This window comes from Devosia sp. Micro-HW1 (assembly GCF_056341075.1).
Window position 1 is genome coordinate 3,499,804 of the sequence record NZ_CP094375.1, and the last position, 21,542, is coordinate 3,521,345.

Genomic DNA, 21,542 nt, shown 5'->3' on the forward strand with positions numbered 1-21,542 from the left:
CTTGGCCGGCATACGACGCATCGACACCACGATGATCGCCTCCCTGATGGCGGCGGTCATCGCCTTTGGCCTCGACCGGGCGCAGAAGGGTTTCCACATCGCGGCCGAATGCGCCGAGATCGGCAAATCCGTATGCGTGAGCTTTCCCTATTTCTTCGAGCCTATCTCGATGACCGGCTGGTCAGGCGGGGAGATGATCTCGGTCACGCCTTTCTTCGATTATGTCCTGGTCTGGAATACCGGCATTTCCTATGGGCTGCTCGATAGCCTGCCGGTCTGGGCACTCGGCCTGGTCATGTTTGTGGCCATGGTGGCGCTGACCATCTGGTGGTGGCGCTCCAGGGACTTCCTGGTGCGGCTTGGTCTCGCTCTGTGCCTTGGCGGCGCGCTCTCCAATGCCATCGACCGGCTGATATACGGCGCCGTGGCCGACTTCTTCCACTTCCACTGGGGAACGTGGTCCTTCTACATTTTCAACCTGGCCGATGTGGCCATCACGCTGGGCGTCATTCTGCTCTTCGTCGACCTTTTCGGGCTGACCCGCAGGAAGCCGAAGAAGCCAGCCTGAACGCATTCAATCACCTTGCTGCCAGAATCTGGTCTTAGCGAAGGGAATGCGCTATAAGCGCCGCCGATATCGTAAGGGAACTTGCATGCGTATTGCATCGAAGGGGCAGAGCGCTGCCATCCGGACCGCTGCCAGGGCAGGCCTGGCCGCCCTTGGCCTGATGGCCACGCTGGCGCTTGCTGCCTGTACCACGGTCGAAGGCACCAATGCCCTGACCGATCTTGGCACTTTCGAGCGCGAGGTCATGAGTTCGACGGCGCGCGGCGTGGGGTTGATTCCCGGCGAAGCCCCCAAGGAAGATCTGACCGTGGCGCGCGCGCCGCTGGTTCTGCCCAAGGCCGACGCAAGCCTGCCGTCGCCCACGACCCATATTGCCTCGGCCCAGCTGCCGGCCAATAGCGACACGGTGCGCATTGATACGACCAATCTGAGCGAGGCCGATCTGCGCCTGCTGCGCGATGCGCGGGTCGTCGACATGCGCACCCTGGGCGGCCGTCCGCTGACTGCGGAAGAGGCAAAGCAGCTGACGGCTCGCATGCAGCAGGCCAACATGACGGTTACCGCCAGCGGTCAGCGTCCGCTCTACCTGCCGCCGGCCGAATACTTTACCCGCGTTGGCGATGCGCAGCTGGTCTGCCGCGCTGCCTCGGGCGAGCTCGTACCGCTCCAGGACGCCCGCTGCCCGGATGAGGTCCGCAAGGCCCTGCGCACGTCCGGCCCGACCGGCTCGAGTGCCACCACGCAGGATGCGCGCCTCACGACCAGCGAGACGACGCTGAACTGATCGGGGACCCTCCCCTGCAATTTTGAGGCGGCCGGAAGCATCCGGCCGCTTTGCTTGTTTTACCGCGCCGCCCGCCGCTGCACTCCCGCATCCGGCATATGGGTCCCGCATGTCAGAAAGTGCTCCAATGAGCGACACCCCAAAACAGCCCGAAGCCGACCGCCTTGCCAAGGTCATCGCCCGCGCCGGCCTCTGCTCGCGCCGTGATGCCGAAGGCTGGATTGCCGATGGCCGCGTTTCGGTCAACGGCAAGAAGGTCATCACCCCGGCCTTCAACGTGACCAGCAAGGACAAGATCGAGGTCGACGGCCTGCCGCTGGCCGCCCGCCAGGGCACCCGCGTCTGGCTCTACAACAAGCCCGCGGGCCTAGTCGTTACCGAGAAGGACCCCGAAGGGCGTCCGACCATTTTCGAGGAGCTTGACCGCAAGGGCCTGCCCCGCGTGCTCACTGTCGGCCGCCTCGACATCAATACCGAGGGCCTGCTGCTGCTCACCAATGACGGTGGCCTGAAGCGCGTCCTCGAACTGCCCGCCACCGGCTGGCTGCGCCGCTATCGCGTGCGCGCCTTCGGCGCGGTCACCCAGGCCCAGCTCGACAGCCTCAAGCACGGCATCACCGTCGATGGCATCCAGTATGGCCCCATCACTGCCACGCTCGAGCGCGAGCAGGGCAGCAATGTGTGGATGGTTCTGGGTCTGCGCGAAGGCAAGAACCGTGAAGTCAAGAATGTGCTCGGTTCGCTGGGCCTCGAAGTGAACCGCCTGATCCGCATTTCCTATGGTCCGTTCCAGCTCGGCGATCTCGCCGAGGGTGCGGTGGAAATGGTCAAGTCGCGCATGCTGCGTGACCAGCTGGGCAAGAAGTTGGCCGAATCCGCCGGTGTCGATTTCGAGAGCGAAGCACCCGACATGGTTCAGCCGGCCCCGCGTGACGACCGCCCCGTGCGGTCCCCGCGCGACCGCTCGCCGCTGCGTCCGCGTCCTGCAGGCCGCGATGGCGGCCGCGGCTTTGGGGACGAAGACCGTCCAGTCCGCACCCGCCGCGTGCATTTCGAGGATGATGGTCGCGCCCCCGAGGCCTATGAGCCCAAGGGTCCTGGCCGCGCGCGCGTTGATCGCGACGATCAGCCCGCCCGCACCTTCGGCAAGCCCGCTGCCCGCCCCGAGCGTGAAGGCGGCAAGTCCTTCGGCGACCGGCCCAAGCGTGACTTTGGCGACAAGCCGGCGCGTGGTGGTTTCGGTGATCGGCCCAAGCGCGATTTCTCCGACCGACCGAAGCGCGACTATGGCGACAAGCCCGCTCGTCCCTTTAGCGATCGCACCGCTCGTGGCCCGCGTCCTGAGGGCCGTTTTGAGGATCGTCCGAAGCGCAGCTTTGGCGACAAGCCAGCCCGTGGCGGTTTCAGTGACCGCCCCAAGCGCGATTTCGGTGACAAGCCAGCGCGCCCCTACGGCGACAAGCCGGCGCGTAGCGGTTTCTCGGATCGCCCGAAAAAGGACTTTGGCGATCGTCCCAAGCGCGATTTCGGTGATCGGCCCCAGGGCGACCGTTCCGCTCGTCCCGTTCGTCCCTATGGCGACAAGCCTGCCCGTCCCTACGGCGACAGGCCGGCGCGGGGCCCGCGCTCCGACAGTCGTTCCGAGGATCGTCCGCAGCGCCGCGACGGCGCACCGGGTGGCAAGCCCTTCGGTGATCGCAAGCCCTATGCCGGCAAGTCCCAGGGCGACCGTCCCGGTCGTCCCGCCGGCAAGCCCTACGGCGACCGCTCACAGGGTGACCGCTCTGGTCGTCCCGCCGGCGGCAAGCCGTTTGCAGGCAAGCCCGGCGGGCGCCCGTCTGGCGGTCGTCCCTCCGGTGATCGCCCTTCCGGTCCGCGCAAGCCGCGCAACGACCGCTAAACGAGTGTTCTGCCACCCTCCCCCGGAGTGGGGAGGGTACCGCAACTACGCCCTTGGAGCCGTAGCGCAGGCAGGGTGGGGCGTCGGCCCCGCCGGAACCCGATCTCTTCAAGCTGGAGCACGCCATGCGCATCGTCGCCGGAAAGTTTCGTGGCAAGCAGCTGTCATCCCCCTCGGACGACAGCATCCGCCCGACATCCGACCGCGCCCGCGAGTCGATGTTCAATATCCTGGGCTCACGGCTGGGTCCGGTGCTCGTGGGTAAGCGGGTGCTCGACCTGTTCGCAGGCACCGGCGCGCTGGGGCTCGAAGCGCTGTCGCGGGGCGCCGAGCATGTCACCTTTGTCGACACCGGCGCCGAGGCGCGTGGCCTTATCCGCGATAATATCCAGGCCTTTGGCGCTGCCGGCATCACCAAGCTACTGCGTCGCGACGCGACCGCGCTCGGCACGCCCGGCACCTTTGGGCAGTTCGACCTGATCTTTCTGGATCCGCCCTACAATCAGGGGCTGGGTGAAAAGGCGCTGGCCGAACTCGCCGCGAACGGCTGGATTGCGCCGGGCGCGACGATCGTATGGGAAGAAGCGGTCGAGGCCGAGGTGACCATACCCTCAGGTTTTGAGCTCGAGGATACGAGGGAATACGGCGCCGCTGCAGTGCGTTTCCTCAGCTGGGGCTGAACCGGCCCACCCTGCTCCCCTTGGAAGAAGGTAGATCGCGCATAGCGCGAGACGGATGAGGTGAGGCAGCAGGTGAACTTTCCTCTCCGCGCTGTGTTCTCCATACAAGGAGAACACCATGGCGGACACGATAAGAACCGGCGGCTGCCTCTGCGGCAACCTGCGTTACGAAGTGCGGGGCGAACCGTTCAAGGGCGGCCTATGTCATTGCGCCGATTGCCGGAAAATCACCGGCTCAGCTTTCCTGCACTATGCCGACTGGCGACCGCATCAGTTCAACCAGACCGGTCCATTCGAAACCTATGAGGGGCGTTCGTTCTGCCCGAGTTGCGGCTCGCATTGCTTCAATCTCGGTGACGATGGGGTCGAAATTCATCTCGGCACGCTCGATGACGCCCCTAATGGGATCAAGCCGCTTGTGGAAGGCTGGGCCAAGCGCCGCGAGCCCTGGCTTCCCACCATTCCAGGCGTGCCGATGTTCCCCGAAGATCCTTGACGGTCTCGGTCTGTCGAGCGTCGTCACCTCCGCCTTGGTGGGGTGGTCCATCTCCGCATTCAGGATGGATTGCCCCGCCGAGCCGGGCAGAGACGCCGGACAGGTGGCCCAGGCGGTCATGCCGCCTTGAGGCATTCCGCGCAGCGCCCGCGGATTTCCATGGTCGTGCGTTCCACCTTGAAGCCAGTGGCTTTGGCCCAGCCGCCCAGGCGCTCCTCGATCACTTCATCGGCGAATTCGTCGACTTTGCCGCAGCCTTCGCAGATGGCAAAGGCGATGAGCCCCTTGCGGTGGCAATGTTCGTCGGCGCAGGCCACGAAGGCATTGAGCGATTCCAGGCGATGGGCGAGGCCCCGTTCCACCAGTTTGTCCAGCGCGCGATAGACCTGCAATGGCGCGCGCAGGCCTTCGCTGCGCAGCAGGTCGAGAATATCATAGGCCGAGAGCGGGGCAGGGGCGTGGTTCAGCGTGCCCAGAACCAGTTCCTGGTTGCGGGTCAGGTCCGCAGGCATTGCATGATCATGCGCCATTGTTTTCTCCCCTGCCAAACAGCCGCGATGTCGGCACCGTCAGCGACACAAGGAAGATCGCCAGCGCCATCACCACGATGCTCGGTCCTGAAGCGGTATCCCAGGTGCGCGACCCGAACAAGCCGCCCACCACCGAAAGCGCGCCGAGCACCGCCGCCACCACGGCCATCATTTCCGGCGTGGCGCTGAGCCTCCGCGCTGTCGCCGCCGGAATGATGAGCAGCGAGGTGATCAGCAGCACGCCCACCAGCTTCATGGCAATAGCGATGACGGATGCCATCAGCAACATTAGAATGATACGGCTGACCTCCGGCCGCAGGCCCTCGGCCTCCGCCAGTTCCGGGCTCACGGTCGCGGCCAGCAACGGCCGCCAGTTCAGCACCAGTATGGTGATGATGGCGACACCGCCGCCATAAATGATGGCAATATCTTCCACCGACACGGCGAGAATGTCGCCGAACAGGAACCCCATGAGGTCGATGCGCACCTGTGTCAGGAAGCCGACAATGACGAGGCCGACGGCGAGGCTCGAATGGCTCAAGATGCCCAGCAGTGCATCGGTGGAAAGCGTGTTCTGCTTCTGCAGCAACAGCAATGCTCCAGCCACCAGCGCCGCCACAGCGAACACGCCCAGCGTCACATTGACCGATAGCAGGATGGAGAGGGCGACACCCAGTAGCGCCGAATGCGCCATCGTATCCCCAAAATAGGCCATTCGCCGCCAAACCACGAAACAGCCCAGCGGCCCGGTAACGACCGCAAGGCCGATGCCGGCCACGAGCGCACGGGAGAAGAAATCACCGAACATGGTTTGCCCCCAGCTCTCCAAGACCCTCCAACCTTGATCCCTCCCCACAAGGAGGAGGGAGACGATGAACACTGCCGCTAACGCCCTGCGCCTCCCTCCCCTCGATGGGGAGGGAATGAGGGTGGGGTGACCCGGCAAACTCAATGCGCATGCTTGTGCTCCCCATGCTCGTGATGGTGATTGTCGCCATGCGGATGCTCATGCTCGCCATGTGCTCCGACCACACAGCCATCGTCATGGTGCTCATGGTCGTGATGATGCTCATAAAGCGCCAGGGCCGAACCGGCGCGGTCGCCGAAAAGCCTCAGATATTCGGGGCTGGTCTTGACCGCATTGGGCGTACCCCGGCAGCAGACATGGCCATTGAGGCAGATGACCGTATCGGTCTCAGCCATGACCACATGCAGGTCATGCGAGATCATCAGGATGCCGGCCTGGGTCGTGTCGCGGATCTGACGGATCAGCTGGTAGAGCGCCACCTCGCCGGAAAAATCGACGCCCTGCACCGGTTCGTCCAGCACCAGGAGATCCGGTTTGCGGATCATCGCCCGGGCGAACAGCACGCGCTGGAATTCACCGCCCGAGAGCTCCTGCACCGCCGCCTTGAGCAGTCGCGCTGCGCCGACGGCCTCGAGGGCCGACATGATCGCCTGGGGCGAATGTCGGCCGGTCAGCGTCATCAGGCGCTCGACCGTCAGTGGCAGGGTCCAGTCGATGGAGAGTTTTTGCGGCACATAGCCCACGGTTAGTCCGGCCTTGCGGGTGACGGTGCCCATGCTCGGCTTCAGCACACCGGTCACCATCTTGGCCGTGGTCGACTTGCCCGAGCCATTGGGCCCGATCAGCGTGACGATTTCGCCCCGGGCAATGGTCAGGTCGACGCCTTCCACCATCACGCGCCCGCCGCTGCGGACGCCGGCCTGCGACAGGGTGATCAGGGTTTCCTTGGGGGCAATTGCATTCATAATTCTACCTGCGGTGGGCGGCGCGAATTTTCCACAAGCCCGCTTGACGCCTCTCAATACGTTATAGCATAACACGGCTGCAAGCGTAATAACATAACATATCGCTTCCGAACCTTCCCTTGCCAAGAGGCCAGACGATGCAAAAGTTCACCCTTTCCCTTGCAACCATGGCCACCCTGCTGATGGCCGGCACCGCCTTGGCGGCGCCCGCAGTCGTCGCCTCCACCAAGCCCGTTCATTCGCTGGTTTCATCGGTCATGGGCGAGGTCGGTACCCCCGCGCTTATCGTCAAGGGCGCCGCCTCGCCCCATACCTACTCCCTGCGTCCCTCCGATGCGGCCGCGCTCGAAAGTGCCGATCTGGTTTTCTGGACCGGCCACGGCATGGAACTGTTTTTGGGCGAAGCGCTCGAAACCCTCTCCACTCAGGCCACTGTGGTTGAACTGGCCGAAGCTCCCGGCATCGACCTCCTGCCGTTGCGTGAAGGTGGCGCCTTCGAGGCTCATTCGCATGCCGATGAAGACCACGACCATGACCATGACCATGGCGATGAGGGGCATGACCACGCCCATGAGCATGGCGAAGGTGACATGCATTTCTGGCTCGATCCGGAAAACGCCAAGCTGATGGTTGCTCAGATCGCTGCCAGCCTGTCGGCTGCCGATCCCGACAATGCCGCCACCTATGCGGCCAATGCCGAAGCAGAGCAGGCGCGCCTCGACGCTCTCACCAGCGAGCTGACAGCGACCCTGGCGCCCCTGTCGGACAAGCCCTTTGTGGTTTTCCACGATGCCTACCAATATTTCGAAAGCCGCTTCGGCCTCACCGTCGCCGGCACCGTGACTGTCTCGCCCGACGTCATGCCGGGAGCCGCCCGCATTGACGAGCTGCGCGCCAAGGTGAGCAATCTGGGCGCCACCTGCGTCTTTGCCGAACCCAATTTCGAGCCCGCCATTGTCAGCACCATTGTCGAGGGCACCGAAGCCCGGGCCGGCACGCTCGACCCTGAAGGCTCGGCTCTCTCGGAAGGACCGGACCTCTATCACCAGCTGCTGCGCGATCTCGCCAGCGGGCTGGTGGACTGCCTGGGCTAGGCTCAACACAGCACCGCGCCATCACACCACCCTAAGACCTTCCCCATCAAGGGAGGGAGGCGAAAGTCTGCCGCCCTGGTGTTCATTGTCTCCTCCTCCCCTTGATGGGAGGGATTGAGGGTAGGGGTCGGCACGCGCCGGGACACCCTCGACGTCCATCTCCCATCCTGTTCAGAACCAACATCCCCCATTCGCGTCCCTTGCGACGTAATGTGCTAACATACCGGAGGTAAAATGCACAAAATTCTCTCTCTCGCCCTGCTTGCCGCCACGGCGCTCAGTGCTCCTGCTTTGGCCGACAAAACCCATGCCTGGCGTCTCTTCATCGGCGATCACACCGCGCCGGAGGTGACGGCCCTCGATCTCGAAACCGGGAACGCTGTCGCCACCTTCGCGCTGGCTAGCCCTGCCAGTCTCTACGCCGCTGATGGCGCCGTGTTTGCCGTGCAGGGGGCCGGAAACCTGGTTTCGGCCATCGATTCCGGCATCGCCATCGATGATCATGGTGACCATGGCGACATCGAAGTGACCGAACCCAGGCTGGTGGACGCCACGCTCACAGGCGACAAACCGGCCCATTTCGTCGAACACGACGGCAAGGTCGCCATGTTCTTCGACGGCTCGGGTCTCGTGAACCTGTTCGATCCCTATGCCTGGGCGCATGACGGCGCGCTGGCCACCACGGTGCTCGATAGCGGCACGGCCCATCATGGCGTGGCCATTCCCTGGGGGGATTTTACCCTGGTTTCGGTCGCCGATGCCGATGACGAGAAGAAGCCGCGCCTTGGTCTCAATGTGCTCGATGCCGAGGGCAATGTGGTGGGTGACACCCATCCGTGCCCGGACCTGCATGGCGAGGCCACTTCTGGCAATATCACTGTTGTGGGTTGCGGCGATGGGCTGCTGGTCATCTCCGGCTCGGGCGAGCCGAGGGTCGAAAAAATCGACTATGCCGGCCTGCCGGAAGGCAAGTCGACTACACTGATCGGCGGGCAGGGGCTGCAGTACTTCCTCGGCAATTACGGGGCCGACAAGGTGGTCATCGTCGATCCTGCCGAAGCCGAACCCTATCGCCTTGTCGACCTGCCCACGCGCCGCGTGCATTTCGTCACCGATCCGGTGCGGCCCAAGTTTGCCTATATCTTCACCGAGGACGGCCAGTTGCGCCAACTGGACGTCACCACGGGCGAACTGGTCCGCTCAGTTACCGTCACCGGGCCCTATTCCATGGATGGCGAATGGAGCCTGCCGCGTCCGCGCCTGGCCGTTGCCGGCGACGTCATCGCCGTGACCGACCCCAATGAAGGCAAGGTGCATGTCGTAGACGCCGAAAGCTTCGAGATCGAGCGCGCCATTGCCGTGGACGGTCTGCCCTACACCATCGTCGCCGTCGGTGGCTCGGGCACGGTTCACTGAATAAGGCACGCTCTAGCCATCCATCGTCACCACCGGGCTTGTCCCGGTGGTCCACGCTTTCGCAAGGTGGATTGCCGGGGCAGGCCCGGCAATGACGGTTAACGCGGGTCGCTGGCCCTACTTCAGCGGCCCCTTGAAGATGAAAAAGGCGCCCAGGCCGATGAAGCCGAACCCGATGGCATGGTTCCAGGTGAGCTTCTCGCCCAGATAAAGCACGGCGAACAGCGCAAAGACCGAGAGCGAAATGACTTCCTGAATGGTCTTGAGCTCGGCCGCCGAATAGACCTCGTGGCCGATCCGGTTGGCCGGAATGGCCAGCCAATACTCGAAAAAGGCTATGCCCCAGCTGATCAGCACCACGGCCCACAGCGCGAAACTGTGGAATTTCAAGTGCCAGTACCAGGCAAAGGTCATGAAGATGTTGGAGGCGATCAGCAGCCCGATTGGGGCGAGCGTGGCAAAGTTGAAGCCCAATTTATCACCAGAATTGCAGCGAATCGGCCCGCGTCACGGCCGCTTTCGCTTCTCTTCCGTCGCCGCCGCGATCTTGGCAAGAACCCTTAACGCAGGTGCCTGGTCGGCTGCTCAAGCGCGAAGATTTCGTCGCTGACATTGTCGAGCTGTTTGCGCACCAGAAGCTGCGCGTCGTAGATCCCGCGATTGTAGAAATAGGCGCCCATCTTTTCGGCGAAGAACTGCATCAGCATTTCCGCCGGAATGGCGCCGATCGTCTGGTCGAGCTCGTGGCGGAAATAGTCCTGGATCTCCCCGACAATGGCCTTGGTTTCCTCGCGGCTGAAGGTAATGGGTTTCATGCAATGGGCCTCGATGAAGGGTTCAGCGCCCGTTCATATCGCGAGTCGCTTCTTGTCGGGCGTCATAACCTGCGCCAATCTGGCGCTGCCCGAGGAGATCCCGTCAGATGCCCGCCCGCCTTCTGCTTGCCGCGCTCGCCCTGCCGCTTGTCATTGCCCCCGCTGCCGCCAAGGACAAACCGCCGCGCGATCAGGTAGTCTGCGAGGGCGCCTTTGCCATGGATAGTTCCGAGGCAAGGCTGATCGAAATCTATGGCGCCGACAATGTCTGGACCGGCACCGTGCCCGGACCGGAAGGAACCGAAATGCTGGGCACAAGGGTCTATCCCGATGACCCTGATCGCATGCTCGAATTTTCCTGGTGGGACGAGGAGAAGCGCGAGGGACTGGGCAATGTCGACCTGCCACCGACCCTGGCCGCGCCCGGTGGCATCCGCCAGGGCATGACCGTCGTGGAAGTGGCCGACATCAATGGCGAACCCTTCCGGCTCAATGGCTTTGGCTGGGACTATGGCGGTTTTGCCAGCTTCCCCAGCGGCGCCCTGTCAGAGCTGCCGGGCGGCTGCTACCTGTCGGTGCGCTTCACGCCGGGCGACGAGCCGGTCAAGGTCAATACCGATGCGATCTATGGCGATGTTGAGCTCCAGTCCACCGAGCCCCTGCTCGAAACGGTCGGCGCCTATGTCTATGCGGTGTCCCTGGGCTATCCCCATCCCGATTTCCGCGATTGACCCCGCCCGCCTCCAGGGCGTAATCCTGACAGTGCAAAGGTTCCCCGCGCGTAACTGTGCAAGGGGATCAAAAGGGAACACGGTGCGGCGTACCCATAAGGGACCAAATCCGTGGCTGCCCCCGCAACTGTAAGCGGTGGGCGCTCTCATTTGCCACTGGATTCGTCGAATTCCGGGAAGGCGAGGGCGCTGTATTCACCGTGAGCCAGGAGACCTGCCCTTGCCCTGAGCAATCAGGATAATCGGACCCTTTGCGGTCCATCCTATTCCGCGCACGGAGGGTGCCATATGAATACGCCTGCGGTTTCGACCGGTCTCAATTCCCTTTCCCTGTCCCAGCGTCTCATCGCCGGTGTCCTGGCATTCATGCTGGGCATGACCCTGCTCGTCGGCACCGGTTTTGCCGGCGACTTCCGCCTGCACAACGGCGCGCATGACACCCGTCACGCCATGGGCTTCCCCTGCCACTGAGGCCGGGCTGCGGCGCCGCCGGCGCCTCTGGGAAAATGAGGGAAAAATGTTCCGCAATCTGTTTCTGGCTGCGCTGGTCGCAGCCCTTTGTGCTGGCTTGGCCACATCGGCTTTCCAGGCCTGGCGCGTCACCCCGCTGATCTTCGCTGCCGAGAGCTATGAAGGCACCGGCGCGGAAGTTCATGTCCACGCCGAGGGCACGGATGAAGCCGCGCCCGCCGCCGCCCATGAGCATGCCGAAGACGAATGGGCGCCCCAGGATGGTTTGGAGCGCACAACGTATACGGTCGTTTCCAACATCCTGATGGCCGCGGGCTATGCGCTCATCATCGGCGCCGTCTCGGTGGTCTTCAACCTGCCGATCACCTTCGCCAATGGCCTCTATTGGGGCGTCGCGGGTTTTGCCGCCTTCACCCTCGCGCCCGCGCTCGGCCTGCCCCCGGGCATGCCCGGCATGCCGGTGGCCGATACGCTGGCCCGCCAGGTCTGGTGGTTCACCGCTGCCCTTTCCACCGGCGCGGCCTTCATCGTCGTGGCGAAGTTCCGTGCGCCCTGGGCCCTGGCCCTTGCTGTCGCCCTGGTGCTGCTGCCCCAGCTCATCTCCGCTCCGGTTGCCCCCAGCGACCCCACCGGCGTGCCGCCGCGCCTCACCGCCGAATTTGTGTCGGCCGTGCTCTACAATGGCGCCATCTTCTGGGTCGTGCTCGGCCTCGCCTTTGGCCGCATGGCCGACTATCTGGCCGCCCGTCCGGCCGCTATTCCAACTGGAGCGCGCGCATGACTGCCAAGATCCCTACCACCGTCATCACCGGCTTTCTCGGCGCGGGCAAGACCACGCTCGTGCGCCATATGCTGGCGCATGCCCCCAAGGGCAAGCGCATCGCGCTGATCATCAACGAGTTCGGCGATCTTGGCGTCGACAAGGACATCCTGGCCGGTTGCGGCGACGAGACCTGCCGCGAAGAGGACATGGTCGAGCTCTCCAACGGCTGCATCTGCTGCACTGTGGCCGATGAATTCATCCCAACCATGCAGGCGCTGCTCGCCCGCGACGAAAAGTTCGATCATATCGTCATCGAAACCTCGGGTCTGGCCCTGCCGCAGCCCTTGATCCGCGCTTTCAACTGGCCCGAGATCAAGGCCCAGGTGACCATCGACGGTGTCGTCACCGTCGCCGACGCGGCGGCGCTGTCCGAAGGGCGGTTCGCCAGCGACGAAGCCGCGGTCGATGCCCAGCGCCGTAAGGACGAAATGCTCGACCACGAGACGCCTCTGGGCGAACTTTTCGAGGACCAGCTTTCCGCCGCCGACATGGTCATCATCAACAAGACCGACCTTGTCGACGCCGCCATGCTCGACACGGTCGAAAAGAACATTCGCGCCGAACTCCGGCCCGGCGTCGGCGTCATCAGAGCCGCCAATGGCCATGTCGACATCACCGCGCTGCTCGGGCTCGGCATGTCCTCCGAGGACGACATCGCCAACCGCCCCAGCCATCACGAGCTGGAGCACGGCGGGGAAACTCACGAGCACGACGATTTCGACAGCTTTTCGCTCACGCTCGACGCCATCCAGGGCAAGGATCACCTCCTCGCCACGATCGAGGACACGATCAGGGCCCATGATGTGCTAAGGTTGAAGGGCTTTGCCGCCGTGCCGGGCGCCGCGGCCCGTCTTGCCATCCAGGCCGTCGGGCCGCGCGTTACCGCCTATTTCGACCGGCCGTGGAAGCCCGATGAAGCCAGGGTGACCTCGCTGGTCGTCATCGGCGAAAGCCCGCTTGATCGCGCTGCCATCTCCCAAAGCCTCCGGCACGCCGTTGCATGACCAAGCTTCCCGCCAGCATCGAGAGACCCGGACGCGGCCGTCTGGCCGCCATCGTCCTGCTCGGTCCGCTGGCGGGCGCCTTCGCCCTTTTGGCCCCGCAGCTGCTGCTCGACCAACCCGCGGTCTATCCCTCTGAATATGCGGACATGACTGTCTTTTTCGTCGTGTTCAGCTATCTGCTCGGCCTTGTTCCCGCCTTGCTTGCTGCCATCGTCTTCTGGTTGACCTATCCACGGCTGTGCTCTTTGCCCTGGCCGCTTTTTCTCCTGGCATGTCTGGCTATCGGTGCCTTGTGCGGCGCTATCGGCGTCACCCTGACCACCTCCGCGCTGGAGCGTCAGTTCATCCTCGCCGTCCCGATCGTAGCGATGGGTGCCTTCGTGGGGGCCGTGGCTCTGGCTGTCACCGCCATGCCCTTCCGGTCGAGGCCGGCCTGATGCATCTCCTTTCCGCTCAGGCTGGCGCCATCCAGCAGGAAGGCGAGGCCATCGACCTCGCCCAGTCCCCCGGCGCCTACATTTTTGCGTCCTCTGCCGATAGCGAACTGGCCATGCTGGCCGGCGCCGCCGACCGGGCAGGGGAGGCCGAACTCCGCCTCGCCAATACGCTCAGGCTTTCCAACAATCTTTCCGTCGACATGTGGCTGGAGAGAACCGTCGCCCATGCCAGGCTGGTCGTCCTGCGCCTCATCGGCGGCGCCGCCTATTTCCAGTATGGGGTCGACGAACTGACCGCCCTCTGCGCCACGAAGCGCATTCCGCTGGTCCTGCTCCCTGGCGACGCCAATCCGGACCCGATCCTGCAGTCGCGGTCGACCATCCACCCCGATGACTGGACCACCCTCCACCGCCTCTTCATATCAGGCGGCCCCGACAATGCCGACGCGATCCTGTCTGCGTTGTCGGCGTTGGCCAACCCCTCATCCGGCGCTGCGCGCCACCTTCTCCCACAAGGGGAGAAGGAAAGCCGGGAGAGTGCCGCTTCTGCGATGCCTCCCTCTCCCCTCGTGGCAGAGGGTGCCCGAAGGGCGGGTGAGGGGGCCTTCCTATCAGGCACACTACCAAAGCCCTTCCCCCGCTTCGGCCTCTGGCACCCCAAATCCGGCATGACCGATGAGACGGGTCTTCGCGCCCTGCACGCCGCCAATGCTCCCCACATCCCCATCCTCTTCTACCGAGCCGCCCTCGAAGGCGCCGGCACCGCCACGCTCGAAGCCCTGATCGCCGAACTCGAGGGCCGCGGCCTCGCCCCCGTGCCGCTGCTGGTCTCCTCGCTCAAGGAAGCGCCCTGCGTCCGCTTCGTGCAGAACGCGCTCGCCGCCTTCCCACCCGCGGCCATCTTCAATCTTACCGCCTTCGCGCTGGGCGTGGCCGATCTCGACGACAAGGCCAATCCCTTCTCGGGCACCGACGCCCCCATCATCCAGCTCATCCAGTCCGGTCGCTCCGAGGCGCAGTGGCAAGCCGACCCGCAGGGCCTCTCGTCGAAAGACATGGCCATGTATCTGGTCATGCCCGAAGTTGATGGCCGCATCGGCGGGCTGCTGGTGGGCCACAAGGCCGACGCCGTCTGGCACGAGCGCTGCCAGGTTCCGCTCTCGGCCTATGCGCCTGACCACGGCGGCATCAGCCGCGCCGTCGACCTTGCCCTCAATTGGGCCCGCCTCCGCGCCACGCCACGAGCCGACCGCCGCATCGCCATTGTCCTTGCCAACTATCCCATCCGCGACGGCCGCCTCGCCAACGGCGTCGGCTACGACGCACCGGAGTCGACCGTGCGCATGCTGATGGAACTGGAGCGGGCGGGATATGAACTCGGCTCCTCTTATTCCTCTCCCCCTCGGGGAGAGGTGGCCCGGCAAAGCCGGGTCGGTGAGGGGGATGCCGAAGCGACTGCCGACGGCGGTTATCCGACTTCCTCCACCGACCTCATCGCCCTTCTTCAATCCGGCCCCACCAACGCCAATCCGCAGCGCGGCTCTTCCGGCGCCGTGCTCCCGCTCGCCCGCTATGCCGAACTCTTCGCCGCTCTCCCCGAGGAAATCCGCGCCGCCGTCACCGCCCGCTGGGGCGATCCCGCAACCGACCCCTTCATCCGTGAAGCCGCCTTCCACCTCCCGGCCCATCGCTTCGGCAATGTCACCATCCTGCTCCAGCCCGCGCGCGGCTGGCAGCTCGACGAGACCGCGAACTACCACGATCCCCATCTGGTCCCGCCGCACGCCTACATTGCCGCCTATCTCTGGCTGCGCCACGACTTCGGCGCCCATGCGCTCATTCACAATGGCAAGCATGGCACGCTCGAATGGCTTCCCGGCAAGTCGGCGGCGCTCGATGCCGATTGCTATCCCGATGCGCTCTGGGGTCAGCTGCCCCATCTCTATCCGTTCATCGTCAACGATCCGGGCGAGGGCACGCAGGCCAAGCGTCGCACCGGCGCCGTCATCATCGATCATCTGGTGCCGCCGCTGACCCGCGCCGAAACCTATGGACCGCTCAAGGACCTCGAAGCGCTCCTCGACGAATACTATGCCGCCTCAGGCATGGACCGGCGGCGGCTCGCCGATCTCCGGCGACGCATTCTCGATTTCGTTGCCGACAGCCGCCTCGATCAGGACATCGGTCTGCCCGAAGGCGAGACCGAGGCCCTGATCAAGATCGACAACTTCCTCTGTGACTTGAAGGAAGCGCAGATTCGCGACGGATTGCATGTCTTCGGGTCTTCGCCAGAGGGAGGGATGGCGCGAGACCTTGCCGTCGCATTGGCCAGAGTGCCACGCGGTGAATCCCCCGGGGACAACTCGCTGATCCGCGCCTTGGCAGATGACCTGAAACTCGGCTTTGACCCGCTGACGGCCAAGCTCGGCGAGCCCTGGACCGGGCCTCATCTCGATATCTCTACCACCCACTGCACCGCCCTCGGGCTCGACCCGAGAGCCGCTCACAGCCCTGTGGATGCTGCGGCAGGCCCTCGGATCAAGTCCGAGGGCGGAACCGTGAGCGTGGAGGCATCCGCTCCTTCGTCTCCCTCCCCCTTGTGGGGAGGGATCAAGGGTGGGGGTGGGCCACGCACCGTTGGCCAAGTCGTCGAACACCTCGAACACCTCGCCGCCTACCTCGTCTCCGGCGCCATGGCGTGCCCCGAATACTGGCCCGCCACGCGCGCCGTTCTCGACACCGTCGAAACCCTCATCAAGCCGCGCCTCGCCGCCTCCGGCCCGGCCGAAATGTCAGCCTTCCTCGATGCACTCGACGGAAAATTCATCGCCCCCGGCCCCTCCGGCGCGCCCTCGCGCGGGCGGCTCGACGTGCTGCCCACGGGCCGCAATTTCTACTCCGTCGATGCCCGCGCCGTGCCCACGCCCAGTGCGTGGGAGCTGGGCCGCAAATCCGCCGAAAGCCTGGTCCTGCGCCACCTGCAGGATCATGGACATCATCTGCGCGCCGTTGCCCTCTCGGTCTGGGGCACGGCCAACATGCGCACCGGGGGCGACGACATTGCCCAGGCCATGGCGCTGATCGGCGCCAGGCCCACCTGGGATCCCGGCTCGCTCCGCGTATCGGGCTATGAGATCGTCCCGCTGGCCAAACTCGGCCGCCCGCGCGTCGACGTCACGCTGAGGATTTCCGGCTTCTTCCGCGACGCTTTCCCTGCCCAGATCGCCCTGTTCGACCGCGCGGTGAGAGCCATCGGTGCGCTGGACGAACCCGAGGACGACAATCCCATCGCTGCCAGAATGCGCGCCGAAGCGCTGGGCCTGATGGCGTCGGGCCAGTCGGAACGCGAAGCGTCCCTGGAAGCCGGCGCCCGAATTTTCGGCTCAAGACCCGGCACCTATGGCGTAGGGCTCGGCCAGCTCATAGACACCGGCAAATGGTCAGGCAAGGCCGACCTTGCCGCAGCCGCGCTGAGCTGGGGCCAATATGCCTATGGCGCCACCATGGCGGGCCTGCCCATGCAGGATCGTTGCCGCGCCCGCCTCGGCACCATCGACGCCGTCATCCACAATCAGGACAATCGCGAGCACGACCTGCTCGACTCAGACAATTACTACCAGTTCGAAGGTGGGCTTTCCGTCGCCGCCGAAACGCTATCCGGCGTGAAGCCTGCCGCCTATCACAACGACCATTCCCGCCCGGAAAGGCCGAAGATTCGTACGCTGGAGGAGGAAATCAGCCACGTCATGCGCTCGCGCGTGGTCAATCCGAAATGGCTCGCCGGCATGATGCGCCACGGCTATCGCGGCGCCTTTGAAATCATCGCCACGGTTGATTTCATGTTCGCCTTCGCCGCGACGTCGGGCGCGGTGAAAACCCACCACTTCGATCTGGCCTTCGAGGCCTTTGTCGAGGACGATACGGTGCGTGATTTCCTCAAGGCGTCCAACCGCTTCGGCTATGACGAGCTGATTGCCAAGTTCAATGAAGCCCGACAGCGCGGCCTCTGGTCGCCCCGCTCCAATTCCGTCTTTGTCTATCTGGAGGACACGCCATGACCGACACGCCCGAAAAGCCCTTCAAGAAGACCGATCTCATGACCGAGGCCGAGCGCGATGCCTATCATGCCGAAAAGATGAAGAAGAAGAAGGCGGCGCGCGACAAGATCCTCTCCACCAAGACCGAGGAAAAGGGCCTGCTCATCGTCCATACCGGCAAGGGCAAGGGCAAGTCGACGGCGGCCTTCGGCATGGTCTTCCGAGCCATCGGCAATGGCATGCGCGTCGGCGTCGTGCAGTTCGTCAAGGGCGTCTGGAATACCGGCGAGCGCGATGTGCTCGACAAATTCCCTGACCAGGTGACCATCAATGCCATGGGCGAGGGCTTCACCTGGGACGTGGCCGACCGCCAGCGCGATCTGGCCGCCGCGCGCAAGGCCTGGGACCAGGCCAGGGCGCTGATCGCTGACCCTGGCTATGACATGGTGCTGCTCGACGAACTCAATATCTGCCTGCGCTACGACTACCTGCCCATCGAGGAAGTGGTCGAAGCGCTCAAGCACAAGCCGGCGGACAAGCATGTGATCGTCACGGGCCGCAATGCCAAGGACGAGTTGATCGAGATTGCCGATCTGGTCACCGAAATGACCGAGATCAAGCATCACTTCCGGGCCGGCGTGAAGGCGCAGAAGGGCATCGAGTTCTAGGACGATTCATTGCCCGTGGGACGCCATGCACTTGTCCCGGGACAGGATTTGCGCGACCCTTCCTCATGCCCGAGGGAGGTTCACATGACCATCTTCATAACCATTCTCAGCGGGGTATCGCTGATCTGCGGGGCAGGGGTGCTGCTCTCTGGTCTGGGAGCCTTTGGTTTCGTGTTCCCCGGCCAGGCGCAGTCGATGATCCTGATGGGCCTGGCGCTGATGATCGTCGGCTTCGTTGGCGTCTGGCTGGCGCGGCGCGCCTCGTCCTAGCAGTCGCTGGCCATCAGGGAGCGGTTCAGCCCGTCGATCACGGCATCGGTGGGCGCCAGGTCACGGATATTGTACTCCAGAGCATAGGCGGCATAGCTGGCGCCATCGCAAAGCACGATCATCCGCTGATAGAGGATGCGGTGGTCCCGCTGGCCCGAGAACACGCTCCATTGCGGCGTTGAGGCCTGATAGCTGATCGACCAGCCATCGACGCCTGCCCACTCCTGCCGCTGGCTCACTTCCGCTTCAAAGCTCTCAAGCAAGTGCCCGCCCCAGACGGTGAGCATTTGCTCTGCATCGAGCCGGTAGAAGATCTGCCCGTCGCCATTGTCGCTTTCGCCCTGGCCCGAAAAGCCGGGCGGCACATCGGTCTCATAGCCAAAGCGCGCATTGGCATAGTGCTCCCAATACTGCGCCAGGGCAGGGGAGGCTGAAAGCACGAGGGCGAGGATTGCATAGAGCCGAATGCACATGCCGGAACTGTGCCCACAACGCCCCTGCGTCGCAAGCGGGCTGGGGTATTGCACTATCGTTTTTGAAGCGCCGCTGTCGCTCCCTCCCCCTCGCGGGGAGGGTTGGGGTAGGGGCTCACCACCCTACAGAACAACAATTCCGGAATGCTTGGCCTTTTCCTCGGGCTCCACATGGATGGTGATCTGCACATCTTCGACTGCCTCGCGGAGCTTGGCTTCGATCCCATCGCAAATGGCGTGGGCCGCATCGACGCTCATCGAGCCGGGCACCACCAGATGGAAATCGATAAAGGTCATCTTGCCCGCCTGCCGCGTGCGGATGTCGTGGGCCTCCAGTGCCCCGTCGGCATTGCAGGCGATGACCTCGCGAATGGTCTTCTGCGTCTCTGATGGCACGGCCACGTCCATCAGGCCTCCCACACTCTCGCGGATCACGCCCCAGCCCGACCACAGGATATTGAGCGCCACGAGGGCCGCCAGCACGGCGTCGAGCTGCGCAAATCCGGTGGCAAAGACCAGCGCCAGGCCGATCAGCACGCCGATGGTCGAGACCACATCGGTCATCAGATGCTTGCCATCGGCCTCGATGGCCGGCGAGCGCGCCTTGCGGCCATGTCGGATCAGCACCTGCGCCCACACCACATTGATGATCGTCGCGACGACGCTGATCGCCAGGCCCTCGATTGGCGCCGAGGGCATTTCGGGGTTGAGGAACCCGAAGAACGCCTCGCGCAGGATCAGGATGGCGGCGACAATGATCATCACACCGACGATGACTGCCGAAAAATACTCGGCTTTGTGATAGCCATAGGGCAGGGCTGCATCGGCCGGGCGCTGGGCCAGCCGCACAGCCACGAGCGCGACAATGGCCGTCACCACATTGACGATGGACTCGAGCGCGTCGGAATAGAGCGCCACCGAACCGGTGAGCCACCAGGCCAGGAACTTGAGGCCGAGCACGATGAGGCCGACGACGAGACTCGACGCCGCGATTGCGACGGTCTTGTTGGTGATGGCCATGTCGGGCGCCCCATGCCTGGTTAAGAGCCTGCCATAGCGGAGCCTCGGCGCTCCCGCAAGTGCTTGTATTTGCAAACGATTTTCAGAAGCATTCCGATCTGACGGCCCAGCCCGCCACGTCCCGGCCAAGCCTTTGATTGACCACGCCCTTTGCCGGTCCTAGAACCAATCTCAGCGCAGCGTTCCCCTGATGGAACTGAAGAGAGCTCGGTGCGGTCGACCCAGTTGCGGGACCAAATCCGGGGCTGTTCCGGTTTTTGAGCGAACCTGCCTCGTATTGATCGAGGCGAAAGATGATTGATCCACGTGGCGGACCGTCCGCTCATCCAGCTTTGGACCGCCCCGGCCTTGTCGCCGGCATTGGCCTGCGCACCCGCGCCAGCGCGTCCGATGTGTTGTCCCTGCTCGATACCAGCCTCACCCATATACACGCCGACCGCACCGACCTTGTCGCGCTGGTGACCTTGGATGCAAGAGGCGACCATCCGGCGCTGCGCTCTGCCGCCGAAGCACTCGGCCTGCCCGTCCTCGCCCTGCCGCCGGCTGACCTGACGCGCGACGTACCCAATCCCTCGCCGGTAGTGGCCGTTCTTGCCGACGTCGCCTCGGTGGCGGAGGCGGCGGCCCTTGCCTTTGGTCCGCTCGTCCTCGAAAAGCAGCGCAGCGCCAACTGCACCTGCGCCCTTGCGCGCTACACCCCGTCGAGGTCCAGGGCCGCCAGTGCCTCCTCGACACTGGCCACGTCCAGCGCGGGACCATAGAAAGGCCGCGCGATCATGATCACCACGACACCCAGTTGCCGCGCCGCTTCCAGCTTGGCTGCGGTCTGCCCACCGCCCGAATTCTTGCTGACCAGGTGGGTAATGCCGTGACGCCGCATCAATGCCAGTTCATCCTCGATCCCATAGGGCGGGCGGCTGACAATCAGGTCGGCATGGTCGGGCAATGGCGCTTCCGGCGCCTCGATCACGCGCACATGCACATGGCAGTCGGCGCGCTCGAGAAATATGGGCAGGCCCGTATGTCCGGTGGTGAGCAGCACATCGGCGCCCGGCGGCAGCGCGTCGGCTGCCTCCTGCACCGAATTCACATGCACCCAGTTCGGCTGCGGCTCCCATTGCGGGCGCATATAGCGCACCAGTGGCACGCCTGTCGCCTTGGACGCGGCCACGGCATTGACCGAGATCAGCCCGGCATAGGGGTGTGTCGCGTCGACCAGCCGTTCGATTTTTGCTGCGCGCAGATAGGCGCAAAGGCCGGGGATGCCGCCGAAAGGCCCCATGCGCAACCCGCCCTCGGGCAGGATCGGGTCCTGGGTCCGTCCAGCCAGAGAGGTGATGACATCATGCCCCTCTGCCACCAGCCGGTTGGCCAGCTGCCGCGCGTCTGCAGTCCCCCCAAGGATCAGGATTTTCATGCGTTGAGGCCCATTTTTGTGTCGCACATTGCCTGTGCCAAAGCCCCATCACAAGTCCATGACAAAGGTGTCAGTGACAGGGCTTTGGAGCGCGCCCGCCGCGTATACCGGGCTGCCCTCGGGCTCGACCCGAGG

At 64.3% G+C, this 21,542-nt stretch carries 24 protein-coding genes and 1 riboswitch; of the genes, 16 read left to right on the forward strand and 8 right to left on the reverse strand.

What is annotated here, in order from left to right; all coding sequences use genetic code 11:
• The first annotated feature begins 1 nt into the window (after position 1).
• From lspA to MQW79_RS16860, 5 genes are all read left to right on the forward strand, one after another.
• Positions 2–568 carry a signal peptidase II gene (gene lspA / locus MQW79_RS16840; protein WP_476585616.1) on the forward strand — a complete coding sequence of 189 codons (567 nt, stop codon included), beginning with the start codon at positions 2–4 and terminating at the stop codon, positions 566–568.
• Positions 569–653: 85 nt separating this feature from the next.
• Positions 654–1,352 (forward strand): hypothetical protein, encoded by a 699-nt coding sequence (locus MQW79_RS16845; RefSeq protein WP_476585617.1) that lies wholly within the window; start codon positions 654–656, stop codon positions 1,350–1,352.
• A 127-nt stretch (positions 1,353–1,479) separates the two neighbouring features.
• Positions 1,480–3,252 (forward strand): pseudouridine synthase, encoded by a 1,773-nt coding sequence (locus MQW79_RS16850; protein WP_476585618.1) that lies wholly within the window; start codon positions 1,480–1,482, stop codon positions 3,250–3,252.
• Positions 3,253–3,377: 125 nt separating this feature from the next.
• Entirely contained in the window at positions 3,378–3,932 is a 555-nt protein-coding gene (rsmD, locus tag MQW79_RS16855) for a 16S rRNA (guanine(966)-N(2))-methyltransferase RsmD (RefSeq protein ID WP_476585619.1), read from the forward strand.
• Between the two features lie 118 nt (positions 3,933–4,050).
• Complete coding sequence (locus MQW79_RS16860; protein WP_476585620.1) at positions 4,051–4,428, forward strand: GFA family protein; 378 nt, start codon at positions 4,051–4,053, stop codon at positions 4,426–4,428.
• 116 nt (positions 4,429–4,544) lie between these two features.
• Here MQW79_RS16860 and MQW79_RS16865 read toward each other — a convergent pair whose 3' ends face one another.
• From MQW79_RS16865 to MQW79_RS16875, 3 genes are all read right to left on the reverse strand, one after another.
• Positions 4,545–4,958 carry a Fur family transcriptional regulator gene (locus MQW79_RS16865; RefSeq protein WP_476585621.1) on the reverse strand — a complete coding sequence of 138 codons (414 nt, stop codon included), beginning with the start codon at positions 4,956–4,958 and terminating at the stop codon, positions 4,545–4,547.
• Entirely contained in the window at positions 4,948–5,766 is an 819-nt protein-coding gene (locus MQW79_RS16870) for a metal ABC transporter permease (RefSeq protein ID WP_476585622.1), read from the reverse strand. Before MQW79_RS16870 ends, MQW79_RS16865 begins: the two co-directional genes overlap by 11 nt.
• Positions 5,767–5,906: 140 nt before the next feature.
• The gene (locus MQW79_RS16875; protein ID WP_476585623.1) at positions 5,907–6,731 is read right to left on the reverse strand and encodes an ATP-binding cassette domain-containing protein; all 825 of its coding nucleotides are present in this window, start codon (positions 6,729–6,731) and stop codon (positions 5,907–5,909) included.
• A 137-nt stretch (positions 6,732–6,868) separates the two neighbouring features.
• Here MQW79_RS16875 and znuA point away from each other — a divergent pair, with 137 nt between their 5' ends.
• Positions 6,869–7,825 carry a zinc ABC transporter substrate-binding protein ZnuA gene (znuA, locus tag MQW79_RS16880; protein ID WP_476585624.1) on the forward strand — a complete coding sequence of 319 codons (957 nt, stop codon included), beginning with the start codon at positions 6,869–6,871 and terminating at the stop codon, positions 7,823–7,825.
• A gap of 234 nt (positions 7,826–8,059) precedes the next feature.
• On the forward strand, positions 8,060–9,241 hold the full coding sequence (gene aztD, locus MQW79_RS16885; RefSeq protein ID WP_476585625.1) for a zinc metallochaperone AztD: 1,182 nt from the start codon (positions 8,060–8,062) through the stop codon (positions 9,239–9,241).
• A gap of 117 nt (positions 9,242–9,358) precedes the next feature.
• On the opposite strand, the gene MQW79_RS16890 is transcribed toward aztD, so the two are convergent.
• Entirely contained in the window at positions 9,359–9,715 is a 357-nt protein-coding gene (locus tag MQW79_RS16890) for a DMT family protein (RefSeq protein WP_476585626.1), read from the reverse strand.
• An 86-nt stretch (positions 9,716–9,801) separates the two neighbouring features.
• The gene (locus tag MQW79_RS16895; protein ID WP_476585627.1) at positions 9,802–10,056 is read right to left on the reverse strand and encodes a DUF2164 domain-containing protein; all 255 of its coding nucleotides are present in this window, start codon (positions 10,054–10,056) and stop codon (positions 9,802–9,804) included.
• A 107-nt stretch (positions 10,057–10,163) separates the two neighbouring features.
• On the opposite strand from MQW79_RS16895, the gene MQW79_RS16900 reads away from it, so the two are divergent.
• From MQW79_RS16900 to MQW79_RS16935, 8 genes are all read left to right on the forward strand, one after another.
• A complete protein-coding gene (locus MQW79_RS16900; protein WP_476585628.1) occupies positions 10,164–10,787 on the forward strand; it encodes a hypothetical protein in 624 nt (207 codons plus the stop codon).
• A 20-nt stretch (positions 10,788–10,807) separates the two neighbouring features.
• Positions 10,808–11,023, forward strand: a riboswitch (cobalamin riboswitch).
• Between the two features lie 52 nt (positions 11,024–11,075).
• Positions 11,076–11,258: a CbtB domain-containing protein gene (locus MQW79_RS16905; RefSeq protein ID WP_476585629.1), complete on the forward strand. Its 183-nt coding sequence runs from the start codon at positions 11,076–11,078 to the stop codon at positions 11,256–11,258.
• Positions 11,259–11,304: 46 nt separating this feature from the next.
• Entirely contained in the window at positions 11,305–12,039 is a 735-nt protein-coding gene (locus MQW79_RS16910; RefSeq protein WP_476585630.1) for a CbtA family protein, read from the forward strand.
• Positions 12,036–13,085, forward strand: a complete 1,050-nt coding sequence (cobW, locus tag MQW79_RS16915) for a cobalamin biosynthesis protein CobW (RefSeq protein ID WP_476585631.1) — start codon at positions 12,036–12,038, stop codon at positions 13,083–13,085. Before MQW79_RS16910 ends, cobW begins: the two co-directional genes overlap by 4 nt.
• Positions 13,082–13,522, forward strand: coding sequence for a hypothetical protein (locus MQW79_RS16920; protein ID WP_476585632.1), 441 nt, complete (start codon positions 13,082–13,084; stop codon positions 13,520–13,522). The genes cobW and MQW79_RS16920 overlap by 4 nt, the downstream gene beginning before the upstream one ends.
• A complete protein-coding gene (locus tag MQW79_RS16925) occupies positions 13,522–17,580 on the forward strand; it encodes a cobaltochelatase subunit CobN (RefSeq protein WP_476585633.1) in 4,059 nt (1,352 codons plus the stop codon). Before MQW79_RS16920 ends, MQW79_RS16925 begins: the two co-directional genes overlap by 1 nt.
• Before the next feature lie 38 nt (positions 17,581–17,618).
• The gene (gene cobO, locus MQW79_RS16930; RefSeq protein ID WP_476588257.1) at positions 17,619–18,227 is read left to right on the forward strand and encodes a cob(I)yrinic acid a,c-diamide adenosyltransferase; all 609 of its coding nucleotides are present in this window, start codon (positions 17,619–17,621) and stop codon (positions 18,225–18,227) included.
• An 84-nt stretch (positions 18,228–18,311) separates the two neighbouring features.
• The gene (locus tag MQW79_RS16935) at positions 18,312–18,497 is read left to right on the forward strand and encodes a hypothetical protein (RefSeq protein ID WP_476585634.1); all 186 of its coding nucleotides are present in this window, start codon (positions 18,312–18,314) and stop codon (positions 18,495–18,497) included.
• Here the strand turns inward: MQW79_RS16935 and MQW79_RS16940 are convergent.
• Together MQW79_RS16940 and MQW79_RS16945 are read right to left on the reverse strand one after the other, a co-directional pair.
• A complete protein-coding gene (locus MQW79_RS16940; protein ID WP_476585635.1) occupies positions 18,494–18,970 on the reverse strand; it encodes a hypothetical protein in 477 nt (158 codons plus the stop codon). The genes MQW79_RS16935 and MQW79_RS16940 overlap by 4 nt on opposite strands.
• Before the next feature lie 123 nt (positions 18,971–19,093).
• Positions 19,094–19,990: a cation diffusion facilitator family transporter gene (locus tag MQW79_RS16945; protein ID WP_476585636.1), complete on the reverse strand. Its 897-nt coding sequence runs from the start codon at positions 19,988–19,990 to the stop codon at positions 19,094–19,096.
• 293 nt (positions 19,991–20,283) lie between these two features.
• Here MQW79_RS16945 and MQW79_RS16950 point away from each other — a divergent pair, with 293 nt between their 5' ends.
• Positions 20,284–20,751 (forward strand): cobalamin biosynthesis protein, encoded by a 468-nt coding sequence (locus MQW79_RS16950; RefSeq protein WP_476585637.1) that lies wholly within the window; start codon positions 20,284–20,286, stop codon positions 20,749–20,751.
• Here the strand turns inward: MQW79_RS16950 and MQW79_RS16955 are convergent.
• The gene (locus MQW79_RS16955; protein WP_476585638.1) at positions 20,682–21,407 is read right to left on the reverse strand and encodes a cobalt-precorrin-6A reductase; all 726 of its coding nucleotides are present in this window, start codon (positions 21,405–21,407) and stop codon (positions 20,682–20,684) included. The genes MQW79_RS16950 and MQW79_RS16955 overlap by 70 nt on opposite strands.
• Between the last annotated feature and the right edge of the window lie 135 nt (positions 21,408–21,542).

Coding starts and splice junctions, on each gene's coding strand:
- MQW79_RS16845 (WP_476585617.1), top strand. CDS start 654: ATGCGTATTGCATCGAAGGGGCAGAGCGCTGCCATCCGGACCGCTGCC.
- MQW79_RS16850 (WP_476585618.1), top strand. CDS start 1,480: ATGAGCGACACCCCAAAACAGCCCGAAGCCGACCGCCTTGCCAAGGTC.
- rsmD (WP_476585619.1), top strand. CDS start 3,378: ATGCGCATCGTCGCCGGAAAGTTTCGTGGCAAGCAGCTGTCATCCCCC.
- MQW79_RS16860 (WP_476585620.1), top strand. CDS start 4,051: ATGGCGGACACGATAAGAACCGGCGGCTGCCTCTGCGGCAACCTGCGT.
- MQW79_RS16865 (WP_476585621.1), bottom strand. CDS start 4,958: ATGGCGCATGATCATGCAATGCCTGCGGACCTGACCCGCAACCAGGAA.
- MQW79_RS16870 (WP_476585622.1), bottom strand. CDS start 5,766: ATGTTCGGTGATTTCTTCTCCCGTGCGCTCGTGGCCGGCATCGGCCTT.
- MQW79_RS16875 (WP_476585623.1), bottom strand. CDS start 6,731: ATGAATGCAATTGCCCCCAAGGAAACCCTGATCACCCTGTCGCAGGCC.
- znuA (WP_476585624.1), top strand. CDS start 6,869: ATGCAAAAGTTCACCCTTTCCCTTGCAACCATGGCCACCCTGCTGATG.
- aztD (WP_476585625.1), top strand. CDS start 8,060: ATGCACAAAATTCTCTCTCTCGCCCTGCTTGCCGCCACGGCGCTCAGT.
- MQW79_RS16895 (WP_476585627.1), bottom strand. CDS start 10,056: ATGAAACCCATTACCTTCAGCCGCGAGGAAACCAAGGCCATTGTCGGG.
- MQW79_RS16900 (WP_476585628.1), top strand. CDS start 10,164: ATGCCCGCCCGCCTTCTGCTTGCCGCGCTCGCCCTGCCGCTTGTCATT.
- MQW79_RS16905 (WP_476585629.1), top strand. CDS start 11,076: ATGAATACGCCTGCGGTTTCGACCGGTCTCAATTCCCTTTCCCTGTCC.
- MQW79_RS16910 (WP_476585630.1), top strand. CDS start 11,305: ATGTTCCGCAATCTGTTTCTGGCTGCGCTGGTCGCAGCCCTTTGTGCT.
- cobW (WP_476585631.1), top strand. CDS start 12,036: ATGACTGCCAAGATCCCTACCACCGTCATCACCGGCTTTCTCGGCGCG.
- MQW79_RS16920 (WP_476585632.1), top strand. CDS start 13,082: ATGACCAAGCTTCCCGCCAGCATCGAGAGACCCGGACGCGGCCGTCTG.
- MQW79_RS16925 (WP_476585633.1), top strand. CDS start 13,522: ATGCATCTCCTTTCCGCTCAGGCTGGCGCCATCCAGCAGGAAGGCGAG.
- cobO (WP_476588257.1), top strand. CDS start 17,619: ATGACCGAGGCCGAGCGCGATGCCTATCATGCCGAAAAGATGAAGAAG.
- MQW79_RS16935 (WP_476585634.1), top strand. CDS start 18,312: ATGACCATCTTCATAACCATTCTCAGCGGGGTATCGCTGATCTGCGGG.
- MQW79_RS16940 (WP_476585635.1), bottom strand. CDS start 18,970: ATGTGCATTCGGCTCTATGCAATCCTCGCCCTCGTGCTTTCAGCCTCC.
- MQW79_RS16945 (WP_476585636.1), bottom strand. CDS start 19,990: ATGGCCATCACCAACAAGACCGTCGCAATCGCGGCGTCGAGTCTCGTC.
- MQW79_RS16950 (WP_476585637.1), top strand. CDS start 20,284: ATGATTGATCCACGTGGCGGACCGTCCGCTCATCCAGCTTTGGACCGC.
- MQW79_RS16955 (WP_476585638.1), bottom strand. CDS start 21,407: ATGAAAATCCTGATCCTTGGGGGGACTGCAGACGCGCGGCAGCTGGCC.